The following is a 13695-nucleotide window of genomic DNA, read 5'->3' as shown; positions in this document are numbered from 1 at the left end:
TCTATATCGGGAAAATAAAATTTAACCTATTTATAACTTGATATCGAGTTGGTAGATAGTAGCTCCTTTTGTTTTATCTTTGTAATCTATGAATGAATATTTAGACCCTACAGACGACCATCTTTCTCCAGAAGAAGTTGATATTGAAAAGGCATTAAGACCTCTCAGTTTTGATGATTTTGCAGGTCAAGACCAAGTGTTAGAAAACTTAACGGTTTTTGTGCAAGCTGCAAATTTAAGATCAGAAGCTTTAGATCACACCTTATTTCATGGACCTCCTGGATTGGGGAAAACTACATTGGCACATATATTGGCAAATGAGCTTGGAGTGGGAATTAAAGTTACTTCTGGACCAGTTTTAGATAAGCCTGGAGACTTGGCAGGGTTGCTTACAAATCTTGAAGAGCGTGATGTGCTTTTTATAGATGAAATTCATAGATTGAGTCCTATTGTAGAGGAGTATTTGTATTCTGCAATGGAAGATTATAAGATTGATATTATGATTGAAAGCGGTCCTAATGCTAGGACTGTACAGATAAATCTTAATCCTTTTACGCTTATTGGAGCTACTACACGTTCTGGGTTGTTAACAGCTCCAATGCGAGCTAGATTTGGAATTAGTAGTCGTCTTCAATATTATTCTACCGAATTATTAGCTGATATTGTGCAAAGGAGTGCGCAGATTTTAAAAGTTCCTATTTCCATGGAAGCAGCTATAGAAATAGCTGGACGTAGCCGAGGAACTCCGCGTATTGCAAATGCATTACTACGTAGAATTCGCGATTTTGCTCAGATTAAAGGAAATGGGAAAATAGATATTGAAATTTCTAAGTTTGGACTTAAAGCACTTAATGTAGATGCTTTTGGTTTAGATGAAATGGATAATAAGATTCTAATCACTATTATTGATAAATTTAAGGGCGGCCCTGTAGGAATTACAACTCTTGCTACCGCAGTTTCTGAAAGTGCAGAAACTATTGAAGAGGTATATGAACCTTTTTTAATACAACAAGGGTTTATCCATAGAACGCCAAGAGGAAGAGAAGTTACAGAGTTAGCCTATAAACATTTGGGGAGAGTAAAAGGAGGAATTCAAGGCGGTTTGTTCTAGAAACTGAAGGTATTAACCTTAATAAATTAGTTTGATGTATAAGTTACCTAAAGTTCCACAATGGCGGGTGTTATTAAATGCCCGAAGGATTCTAAAGAATCCAATCTCATTCCATGAAGAGATTTTTGAGGAATTAGGAGACATATTCTTAGTAAAAACACCAAATGGAGCTCCAGTAATATTCACTAAGAATGCAAAGATAATTCGACATATACTTCAGAAAAATCATAGCAATTATAAAAAGTCCACTTTACAGACAGTCGATCTAGCAAATTATATAGGTCACGGATTATTAACTTCCGAAGGTGATCATTGGTTGGTTCATCGTAGAATGATTCAGCCAGCATTTCATAAAAAGAAGATCATAGGTTTGCTACATATTATAAAGCAAGCTATTTCTGAAGAATTACTTCAGATAAAGAAAAATACAACTACAGATATCTATCCTCTTATGGGAGATCTCGCTTTTCAGGTGGTAGCAAAATCACTTTTTAGCAGATCAGATATCCGTGAGCCAATGGCGAAGCTGCAAGATATTACGGAGGTGAATCAGCAGATGGTTATTAGAGAAATGCGACAACCATACTTGCAATGGTGGTTTTCAATTTCAGGAATGAAAAAGAGACACTTAAGCTATGCGGCGCAAGGAAGGGAGATTCTAAATACTATTATTGAAGAAAGAATAGCATCTAATCAGGAAGAAAATGATCTTTTGGATATGCTATTAAATGCTAAATATGAAGATGGAACTTCTATGCCAAGGAGGCAATTAATAGATGAGGTTTTAATTTTATTTACGGCTGGGCATGAAACTACAGCGAATGCGCTCAGTTTTACATTATATCTTTTAGCTAAAAATCCTCAAGTTCAAGAGAAATTATATAACGAGATAAAAAAAGTTACTATTAACGATGATAATATAGGGGATGTATTTGGGGAGCTTACCTATGCAAAAGCTTGCATAGAGGAAGCAATGCGTTTGTATCCTCCAGTTTATATTATTGATCGGGTGGCAAAAGAAAATGATGAGATTGAAGGGCATTCTTTTAAAAAGAACTCATTAGTTTTGTTGTCTATTTATGAGTTACAACGAAATGAAGAGTTTTGGGAGGATCCAGATTCCTATATTCCTGAGCGCTTTTTAGAGATGGACAAAAAAGACTATTCAGAATATCACTATCCCTTTGGGGCTGGTCCACGAATGTGTGTTGGAAATAACTTTGCGATGTATGAGATGATCCTCGTTTTAGTAGAGATTTTTAAGAAATATGAAATTTCAACAACGATAGAAAACATAGATATTAATCCGCTTATTTCCTTAAAACCTATAAAAGTCCCAATTTATTTTAAAGAAAGAATTGATAATTGACTTCCACAGAAAAACATACCGCACTTATAAAAGCTGAAGCAAAACGCCTCGGCTTTTTGTCATGTGGAATTTCTAAAGCGGATTTCTTGGAAGAAGAAGCTCCAAGATTAGAGAAGTGGTTGCGTAAAGGAATGAATGGGGAAATGCACTACATGGAGAATAATTTCGATAAGCGATTAGATCCTAGGATTTTGGTTGAAGGCTCAAAATCTGTAATATCTTTATTGCTGAATTATTTTCCCTCTGAAGTTCAGAAAGATCCAACGGCGCCAAAAATATCTAAGTACGCTTATGGAACAGATTATCATTTTGTAATAAAGGATAAATTAAAGCAGTTATTAAATTTTATTCAAGAAGAAATTGGTGATGTTGGCGGAAGGGCTTTTGTAGACTCCGCACCTGTACTCGATAAAGCATGGGCTGCAAAAAGTGGTTTAGGATGGATCGGAAAAAACAGTAATTTGCTATCTAAGCAAGTAGGTTCTTTCTTTTTTATTGCTGAATTAATCGTAGATTTAGATTTAGAATATGATACGGCAGTTACCGATCATTGCGGGAGCTGCACGGCTTGCATCGATGCTTGTCCTACGGAAGCGATTACAAATCCGTATGTGGTAGATGGGAGTAAATGTATTTCTTATTTTACGATCGAGTTAAAAGATGAGATTCCAAATGATTTTTCAGGAAAGTTTGATGATTGGATGTTTGGATGTGATGTCTGTCAGGATGTATGCCCTTGGAATCGCTTTTCAAAGCCACATAATGAGCCGTTATTTAATCCAAATCCCGAGCTTTTATCAATGTCAAAAAAAGAATGGCAAGAGATAACAAAAGATGTTTTTCAGGAAATTTTTAGAAAATCTCCAGTAAAACGTACAAAATATGAAGGCTTAAAAAGGAATATAGAGTTCTTAAATGGTAAGAAAAATTAAGTGAAAAACATTTCACTTTTAGTTACAATAAATAGATTATAATTCTTATACCTTTGTGTAGAGAAATAAACTCTTAGTTATAATAAATTATTTTTTAGAGGAAATACATTTTAATAGTAAACGTTTAATTGTATAAAGCTCTTTGTAGCTTATTAATACTAACACAGACTAACCTATTTAGTAGGACAAAATAGCAATTATGAGCAAAGAAAGCAGAAGAAGAGAGGCTTTGGTATATCATGCGAAACCACAGCCAGGAAAGATTAAAATAGTACCAACAAAGAAATATTCCACACAAAGAGATCTAGCATTAGCGTATTCTCCAGGTGTTGCAGAGCCTTGCTTGGAAATAGCAAAAGATAAAGACAATGTTTATAAATATACGGCTAAAGGGAATTTAGTAGCCATAATCTCAAATGGAACGGCAGTTTTAGGACTTGGAGATATAGGTCCTGAAGCTTCGAAACCAGTTATGGAAGGTAAAGGTTTACTTTTTAAAATCTTTGCTGATATTGATGGGATGGATATTGAACTCGATACGAAAGATGTCGATAAATTTATCGAAACTGTAAAAACAATAGCGCCTACTTTTGGAGGGATTAATTTAGAAGATATTAAAGCTCCTGAAGCTTTTGAGATAGAACGTCGTTTAAAAGAGGAGTTAGATATTCCTGTAATGCACGATGATCAACATGGAACGGCAATTATTTCTGCTGCTGCATTGTTAAATGCATTAGAGCTTGCAGAAAAGAAAATAGAAGATGTTAGAATCGTAATTAGTGGAGCGGGAGCTGCAGCGGTTTCTTGTACGCGTCTATATAAAGCCTTTGGTGCTTCTCCTAAGAACATCGTAATGCTAGATAGTAAAGGGGTGATTAGAAGTGATAGAGATTCATTATCCGTAGAGAAGCTAGAGTTTGCTTGCGATAGAAAGATAGATACTTTAGACGAGGCCTTAGTTGATGCAGATGTTTTTATCGGACTTTCGATAGCAAATATTGTGACTCCAGAAATGCTAAATTCTATGGCAAAAGACCCTATAGTTTTTGCTATGGCGAATCCAGATCCAGAAATAGATTACCAAGTAGCGATGAATGCTCGTGAGGATATTATCATGGCTACAGGAAGATCAGACCATCCTAATCAGGTGAATAATGTTCTTGGTTTTCCTTTTATTTTTAGAGGAGCTTTAGATGTTCGCGCTACAAAGATTAATGAAGAAATGAAGATGGCTGCTGTAAAAGCATTAGCAGAATTAGCAAAAGAGCCAGTTCCAGAGCAGGTAAATATTGCTTATGGAGAAACACGATTAAATTTTGGAAGAGATTATATAATTCCAAAACCTTTTGATCCTAGACTTATAGCTTCTGTGCCTCCTGCTGTAGCAAAAGCAGCTATGGATAGCGGTGTAGCAAAAGAACCGATTGAAGATTGGGCTAAATATGAAGAGGAGTTGTTACAGCGTTTAGGAAACGATAATAAAATAGTAAGGCTATTACATAATAGAGCTAAAACAAATCCTAAGAAAGTGGTTTTTGCAGAAGCAGACCATTTGGATATTCTAAAAGCAGCTCAGATTGTTTTAGATGAAGGGATTGCAGAGCCGATTTTATTGGGTAATAAAGAGACAATTCTTGAGTTGATGAAAGAAATCGATTTTGATGCTGATGTATTAATTATCGATAATAAGACTGATGAATGTAATGATGCTAAGAAGAAATACGCTAAGAAATATTGGGAGGCTAGAAAACGCCATGGAGTAACATTCTACGATGCCGAAAAGAAAATGCGTGATCGCAACTATTTTGCTGCGATGATGGTAAATGAAGGCGATGCGGATTGTTTAATTTCTGGTTACTCTAGAGCTTATCCAACAGTTGTACGTCCAATGCTTGAGCTTATCGGGAAGGCAAATGGAGTTAGTAAGGTTGCTGCAGTGAATCTTATGATTACAGAACGCGGACCAATGTTCTTATCTGATACGTCTATAAATATAGATCCTACAGCAAAAGAATTAGCGAAAATAGCACAAATGACAGCTACTGCGGCAAGAATGTTCGGTATAGAGCCAGTTATTGCAATGCTTTCTTATGCTAACTTCGGATCTTCAAAAGATGAAAAAGCTAATAAAGTAGGTGATGCTGTAGCATATTTACATCGCCATTATCCAGATATTTTGGTTGATGGAGAATTACAGTCAGATTTCGCTTTAAATAAAGAATTGCTTCAAAGTAAATTTCCTTTTTCAAAATTAGCAGGTAAAAAAGTTAATACTTTAATTTTTCCAAACCTAGACTCAGCAAACATTACTTATAAGTTAATGAAAGAGTTAAATAAAGCGGATTCTATTGGGCCAATTTTATTAGGGATGAAAAAGCCAGTACATATTCTTCAATTAGGTGCTGGAGTTGAGGAAATAGTGAATATGACAGCGGTTGCCGTTGTTGATGCTCAAGAAAAAGAAAAACGTCAAAAGGCAGCAATGTAAATAAGAAGATAAATTCATTGTAAGAATAAATGCTCTAAATGTAATTAAATTTGTTACATTTGGAGCATTAACGTTTTATTAAGAATGATTACACAGATCAAAGGAAAACTTGTAGAAAAGAATCCAACCGATGTTGTTATTGAGTGTAATGGTGTTGGGTATATGATAAATATATCTTTAAACACCTATTCAAAGATCTCTTCCGATGAAAACCTACAGCTATATACCCATTTACAGGTTAAAGAAGATTCTCATACACTTTATGGTTTTGCCGATAAGGGTGAAAGAGAGGTTTTTAGATTGTTAATTTCAGTTTCTGGAATTGGTGCTAGCATAGCCAGAACAATGTTAAGCTCTTTGGATCCTATTCAAATTAGAGATGCAATTGCTTCTAGTGATGTAGCAACCATACAATCTGTGAAAGGAATTGGTGCGAAAACTGCACAACGTGTTATTATAGATTTGAAAGATAAGATACTTAAAATTTATGATATGGATGAAGTTTTTATTCAGCAAGGCAATACAAATAAAGAAGAAGCGTTATCTGCTTTAGAAGTATTGGGATTTGCTAAAAAGCAAGCAGAAAAGGTGGTGGAGAAGATAGTGAAAACTGACCCTGATTTAAGTGTTGAAAACATAATAAAGAATGCGCTTAAAAACTTATAACTGGCTTGAAAACCTTAATTAGCCCCATATTAATGAAGAGACAGTTAAAAACACTTATTGTTATTTGCTGTCTGTTTATATCGACTGCAGTTTTTTCCCAGGAAGAGCCTGAACAAGATCAGGATTCTACTCAGGTAGGTGTCTCTTTGGGTAGAATTAAATTACAGCAGCCTGAAAGTATTTCCTCAAAATATAGATACGACCCCGTTACAGATAAATACATTTTTACTGAATCTGTAGGTAATTATGATATTTCATATCCTGTTATTTTAACGCCTGAAGAATATGAGCGGTTAATTCTTAATGAGGAGATGAAGGGGTACTTTAAAGAGAAGATTGATGCTATCTCCGGAAAAGAAGGAACGGAAGAGGCTCAAAAGAATCTTCTGCCAAATTTTTACGTCAACTCTAACTTTTTTGAAAGTGTTTTTGGAGGGAATACTATAGAAGTAATTCCACAAGGTTCTGTGGCGATGGATTTAGGGGTGCGTTTTCAGAAGAATGATAACCCAGCGCTATCTCCTAGAAATAGAAGCAATATTTCTTTTGATTTCGATCAACGTATTAGTTTAAGCTTACTAGGTAAAGTAGGAACACGATTGTCTATAAATGCAAACTACGACACCGAAGCGACATTCGATTTTCAGAATCTTATAAAATTAGAATATACTCCAGACGAAGACGATATCATCCAAAAAATAGAAGTTGGTAATGTGAGTATGCCACTAAATAGCTCCCTTATAAATGGAGCTCAAAGTCTTTTTGGGGTTAAAACAGAATTACAATTTGGAAGAACAACCGTTACAGGTGTTTTTTCTGAACAACGTTCTCAAAGTAGAAGTGTAACAGCTCAAGGCGGTGGAACGGTTAATGAATTTGAAATCTTAGCCTTAGATTATGATGAAGATCGACATTTCTTTCTTTCACAATATTTTAGAGATCAATATGACCAAGCGCTAGAAAACTATCCTTATATCCGAAGTCAGGTTCAGATTACCAGAATTGAAGTTTGGGTAACAAATAGAGCGCAGCGTACAGATAATGTTAGAAACTTAGTAGCGCTTCAAGATTTAGGGGAACCAGTGCCAGATAATACGCGTATTAATCAGAATGCGCCAGGAGGCTTTTTTAATACTGTAAGTACACTTCCGCGAAATGGTTCCAACGGTTATGACCCTTTTAATATAGGAGGCGCAGGTTCTGCATTAACAGAGTCTATTAGAGATATCGCAACTGTACAGCAAGGTTTTAATACAGCTGGTTATAATCCGAGTCAGGGATTTGATTATTCGATTTTAGAGAATGCTAGAAAACTAGAACCAAATAGAGAATATACTGTAGATACACAATTGGGGTATATCTCTTTGAATCAGCGTTTAAGTAACGATGAGGTTTTGGCGGTGGCTTATCAATATACCTATCAAGGGCAGGTTTATCAAGTTGGAGAATTTGCAAATGATGGTGTGAATGCTACAGAATTCGAAGAAACTAATGGTGTGGTTACCCAAGTTAATCCGCAGGCTTTAGTACTTAAAATGTTAAAGAGTAATATTACGAATATTACAGATCCTGTGTGGGACTTAATGATGAAAAACTTCTATTCTACGGGGGCGTATCAGCTTTCTCAGGAAGATTTCAGAATGAATATATTGTACACAGATCCGTCACCAATAAATTATATCACTCCTGTAGATGATGCTACTTGGCCGCAAGGACTAGAAGAAAGGATCTTGTTGGATGTGTTTAATTTTGACCGATTGAATGTATATAATGATCCGCAGAATGGAGGAGATGGTTTCTTTGACTTTTTACCTGGAGTTACTGTAGATGTTCAAAATGGATTAATAAAATTCACGAAAGTAGAGCCTTTTGGTGAGTATTTATATGATGTATTGGGTGGTGGTAATAATTATGACGATCCAAATTTTACTCCCAATAACGATAACCAAGCGCAATATGTGTATCGTAATATGTATAAACTTACAAAAACAGCTTCTTTAGAGAATGCTGAAAAAAATAAGTTTATGCTTAAAGGAAGATATAAGGCAGAGAGTTCTGGCGGAATTCCGCTAGGGGCATTTAATGTGCCTCGTGGATCTGTACGTGTTACTGCTGGCGGAAGAGTGCTTCAAGAGGGAATCGATTATACTGTAAATTATCAAGCAGGGACTGTGCAGATTCTAGACGAAGGTTTAAGAGCTTCTAATACTCCTATTGAAGTTTCAGTAGAGAATAATGCTGTTTTTGGTCAGCAAACACGAAGGTTCTCAGGGATTCATGTCGAGCATCAGTTTAATGAGAATTTTATGTTAGGAGGAACATTCTTAAATATGAGTGAACGCCCACTAACACAAAAAGCTAATTTCGGAATAGAACCCGTAAATAATACGATTTTAGGGTTAAATGGAAACTATTCTAAAGAGATTCCTTTCTTGACGAGAATGGTAAATAAATTACCAAATATAGATACAGATGCTCCTTCTAATTTATCTGTTCGTGGAGATTTTGCCTATTTAATTCCAGGTTCTCCAAAAACATCAGATTTTGATGGGGAAACGACGTCTTATTTAGATGATTTTGAAGGAGCGCAAGCTTTTATAGATATCCGTTCTTCATTAGCATGGACGCTTGCAAGTGCTCCAATTGGTTATGGTGGAGAAATTGAAAATGATAATGTAGCTTCAAGAGCAAAAAGAGCGAAAATGGCTTGGTATACTATCGATCCTATATTTTATACAAACCAGCGGCCAGGTTCTATTACAGATGATGATATTTCTACAAATCAAACGAGACGTGTTTTTATAGATGAAATTTTTCCGCAGCAAGATGTGGCACAAGGGCAAACGCTAGTTCAGTCTACGTTAGATATTGCTTATTATCCAGAAGAAAAAGGGCCGTATAATGATAATGGAAGTTTTGAAACCTTACCTGCTCAAGAGCGTTGGGGTGGAATTATGAGATCGGTGAGCAGCACAAACTTTGAGCAGGCAAATGTGGAATACATTCAGTTTTGGTTGCTAGATCCTTATTATGAAGATGGGCCAACAGCAGGACAAAATGGAGAACTTGTTTTTAACTTAGGTAATATTAATGAGGATATTTTAAAAGACGGTAGAAAGCAATACGAAAATGGGTTGCCAGTAGAGAATAATCCTGCGTTAGTGAACACTACGAGTTTTGGTCGTGTGCCTTCTACGCAGTCTCTAGTGTATGCTTTTAATGCTGATACTGGGAATAGAAATATTCAAGATGCTGGTTTTGATGGTCTTTTAGATGGTGATGAGGCTAATTTTTATAGCAATCCTGGGCCGGATCCTGCATTAGATAACTACCAATTTTACTTAGATGCTGCTGGTGATATTTTAGATAGGTATTACAATTATAATAACCCTCAAGGGAATTCTCCAGTTCAAGTTGGAGATACAAATAGAGGATCAACTACTTTACCAGATGTAGAAGATATCGACCGAGATTTAACTATGAATACGGTAGATAGTTACTTCCAATATAGAATTCCGATTGGGCCAAATATTCAACGAGCAGATCCTTTTGTATCAGATATCCGAGAAGTTGAAGTTGAAACTCCTAATAATGATAGCTATCGAGTACGTTGGATTCAGTTTAAAGTTCCTATTGATGAATATGATGAGGCTGTGGGTGGAATTACAGATATCCGTTCGATAAGTTTTATGAGAATGTTCTTAACTGGTTTTAATGATCCTGTTGTATTACGATTTGGAACGCTAGATCTTGTGCGTGGAGATTGGAGAAACTACTCTCAAAGTTTACAGCCAGATGATGATCCTGATCCAAATGATGACGGTACTTTTGTGGATGTAAATACAGTTAATATACAAGAAAACGAGCAACGAGAGCCAATTCCATATAGATTACCTCCTGGAGTAGTTCGTGAGCAGTTAAATAATAATAACACTATTATAAGACAGAATGAGCAGTCGCTTTCTTTTGCAGTTTGTGATTTAGAGCCTGAAGATTCTCGAGGTGTTTTTAAGAATATAGATATAGATATTAGGCAGTATAAACGTATAAAAATGTTTGTTCATGCTGAGCAGTATAAAAATACTCCTGTGGCAGATGGAGATTTAGTGGCTTTTCTTAGATTAGGTACAGATTTCACTGAAAATTATTACCAAGTAGAGGTGCCTTTACAGATTACTCCGCCAGGAACTACAGATGCTGCTACTATTTGGCCAGACATCAATAGTATTGATTTGCCTTTGTCTTTACTTTCTAAAATAAAAGCTCAAGGTATTGCAAATGGATCTCTTCAGGATCTAACCTATTACGATTCAGAAGGAAATCCTATTGATGAATTTGCTCCAAGAGAGCTTGGCGATATGAGGGTTGCTGTGAAAGGAAATCCTAGTTTGGGGAATATCCGATCTGCAATGGTTGGGGTGAAAAACCCGAGTACTACGGTTGGAGATAATGTTTGTGGAGAAGTATGGTTTAATGAACTTCGTTTGGCAGAATTAGATAATCAAGGTGGTTGGGCTGCTATTGCACAGGTAGACTTGAATTTTGCTGATTTCGCAAATATTTCAGCAACAGGAAATATGAGTACTTCTGGTTTTGGAAGCATAGATCAAACTCCAAATGAGAGAAGTCGAGAGGATTTTATGGGTTATTCTTTGAATAGTAATGTAAATCTTGGGCAGTTACTTCCTAATAAGTGGGGGGTGCAAGTGCCAATGAATTATAGTGTTTCGGAAGAGTTAATTACTCCAGAATTCGATCCATTATACCAAGATATAAAATTAGAAGATCGTTTGGATGCTGCTGGAAGTTCTCAGGAGGAAGATCAGATTAGAAAACAGGCTGAAGATTATACCAAGCGAAAAAGTATAAACTTTATCGGAGTTAGAAAAAATATTGGGCCTGAGCAAAAGCCAACTGTTTATGGTATTGAAAACTTCACTTTTAATTTTGCATACAATCAAGTAGATCATAGAGATTATGAAATTGAAGACTTAAAGGATCAAAACGTAAGAACTGGTTTCTTGTATAACCATAATTTTAGACCGAAAGAAGTTGTTCCTTTAAAAAATGCTGATTCGATTCTTAAGAGTAAATATTGGAATTGGTTGAAAGATTTCAACTTTAATTTATTGCCTACAAGTATTTCTTTAAATTCAAATATAACAAGAACATTAAATAGACAATCTTTTAGGCAGGTTTTAGAAGCGGGTACTTCATCTAATCTATTAGGATTGCCAGAAGTGCAACAACGAAACTATTTATTCGATTGGCAATATGCGGTAAACTATAATTTAACAAAGTCATTGCAGTTTAATTTTATCGCAGCGAATAATCATATTGTAAAGAATTATTTTGAGTACGATGAGAACGGAGATCAGATAGTAAATAGAGAGTTGGCCTTGTGGGATGGATTTTGGAACGTAGGAGATCCAAATAGACATACGCAGCAACTTCAGCTTAATTATGATATTCCGTTAGATAAAATTCCGTTTTTAGATTTTGTTACTGCAACCTATGCTTATACTGGGGATTTTGATTGGCAAAGAGGGAGTGATGTTTTAAATGATGTAGCTGGAGAAGATCTTAATACAATACAAAATGCGAGCACGCATAATTTTAATGGTTCTTTTGGGATGGATAAGCTGTATTCTTCGCTTGGAATAAGAAGGAAAAGCGGAACCACAGCCACCCAAACTTCAAGAGGCTCGTTGCCAATTGCAGATGCTAATCAAGAAGAGGTGCCTGAAGTTGTAGAAGGTAAAAAATATGGAGGATACAATACCATGATCGATTTGGTGACTATGGTAAAAAGGATCAATGTAAGTTATACTAGAAATAGTGGTAAAGTTCTTCCAGGATATACAGAATCCGTTGGGTTTATTGGAACTTTAAGGCCTTCATGGGGATTTGTTTTTGGAAGTCAATCTGATGTTCGCTACGAGGCTGCACAGAAAGGATGGCTTACTACTTTCCCGGAGTTTAATGAGCAATATATGTCTAGAGAAGCCAATCAGCTTAATATCTCTGCAAATATTCAGCCTTTTAAAGATTTCACTATAGATTTAGTGGCAGATAGGCAATATTCGGAGTCGTATGCTGAGAATTATAGAATTGAAGATATTAACGGAGATGGTATTATAGATTACAATCCGCTTATTCAAAATAAATATGGAGATTTTTCAATTTCCACTATTATGCTCGGAACTGCATTTGATAGTTCTAAAGAGGAAACTTCGGAGACATTTAATCAGTTCAGTAAAAATAGAATTTTAATAGCACAGCGTTTAGCTGGAGTTCCGCAGGATCCTGAGGCTACAGAATATCCAGAAGGATATGGTCCTACAAATCAAGCGGTATTATTACCAGCATTTATAGCTGCGTATACTGGTAAGAGTGCAAGTTCTGTTTCTCTTGGTGCATTTAGAGATACACCAATTCCTAATTGGACAATGAAGTACACGGGCTTAATGAGAGTACAATGGTTTAAAGATAATTTTAGACGTTTCTCTTTAGCGCACGGGTATCGCTCTAGTTATAGTATTAATAGTTTTAGGTCGAATTTAGATTTTGGAAATGGAAGTGAGTTTGATCAATCGGGAGATTATAAAAACCCTATCCTGTATACAAATGCTACTTTGGTGGAGCAGTTTAATCCTTTGATGCGAGTAGATTTCGAAATGAATAACTCTGTAAGTGTTTTAGCTGAAATGAGAAAAGATAGAGCTCTTTCTATGAGTTTCGATAATAACTTGCTTACAGAAATGGCAGGAAATGAATATGTGGTTGGATTAGGATACCGAATTTCAGACCTTAGATTTGTTACCAATATTGGAGGACGAAGAAATGTATTAAAAGGAGATTTAAATTTAAAAGCAGATTTATCTCTACGAGACAATATAACGGTAATTAGAAATTTAGATATCAATACGAATCAAGTAACGGCGGGGCAGAATATTTGGGCTCTTAAGTTTACTGCAGATTATGCTTTAACGAAGAATTTAACGACCTTGTTTTTCTACGATCATACATTCTCAGAATTTAAAGTTTCCACGGCATTCCCGCAAACAACTATCCGTACTGGGTTTACATTGCGATATAATTTCGGAAATTAACAACTTTCTGTTTGAAA

At 35.7% G+C, this 13695-nt stretch carries 6 protein-coding genes; all 6 read left to right on the top strand.

Annotation, left to right across the window (positions count from 1 at the left end; genetic code table 11):
* Positions 1–88 precede the first annotated feature (88 nt).
* The 6 genes from ruvB to sprA all read left to right on the top strand — a co-directional run bounded on the left by ruvB (position 89) and on the right by sprA (position 13678).
* Positions 89–1111, top strand: coding sequence for a Holliday junction branch migration DNA helicase RuvB (gene ruvB / locus ACN0TY_RS00990; RefSeq protein ID WP_236957210.1), 1023 nt, complete (start codon positions 89–91; stop codon positions 1109–1111).
* A gap of 34 nt (positions 1112–1145) precedes the next feature.
* Positions 1146–2480: a cytochrome P450 gene (locus ACN0TY_RS00985; RefSeq protein WP_417443016.1), complete on the top strand. Its 1335-nt coding sequence runs from the start codon at positions 1146–1148 to the stop codon at positions 2478–2480.
* Entirely contained in the window at positions 2477–3412 is a 936-nt protein-coding gene (gene queG, locus ACN0TY_RS00980) for a tRNA epoxyqueuosine(34) reductase QueG (protein WP_236957208.1), read from the top strand. Before ACN0TY_RS00985 ends, queG begins: the two co-directional genes overlap by 4 nt.
* 199 nt (positions 3413–3611) lie before the next feature.
* Positions 3612–5900, top strand: coding sequence for an NADP-dependent malic enzyme (locus ACN0TY_RS00975; protein WP_417443015.1), 2289 nt, complete (start codon positions 3612–3614; stop codon positions 5898–5900).
* An 84-nt stretch (positions 5901–5984) separates the two neighbouring features.
* Positions 5985–6566, top strand: coding sequence for a Holliday junction branch migration protein RuvA (gene ruvA / locus ACN0TY_RS00970; RefSeq protein ID WP_236957206.1), 582 nt, complete (start codon positions 5985–5987; stop codon positions 6564–6566).
* Positions 6567–6598: 32 nt separating this feature from the next.
* The gene (gene sprA / locus ACN0TY_RS00965; protein WP_417443014.1) at positions 6599–13678 is read left to right on the top strand and encodes a cell surface protein SprA; all 7080 of its coding nucleotides are present in this window, start codon (positions 6599–6601) and stop codon (positions 13676–13678) included.
* The last annotated feature ends 17 nt before the right edge of the window (positions 13679–13695 follow it).

The organism is Joostella sp., assembly GCF_048266025.1.
GTDB classification, from domain to species: domain Bacteria; phylum Bacteroidota; class Bacteroidia; order Flavobacteriales; family Flavobacteriaceae; genus Galbibacter; species Galbibacter atrarenae.
The sequence above is the reverse complement of the archived record's forward strand: the minus strand, read 5'-3'. Positions and strand labels throughout refer to the sequence as shown.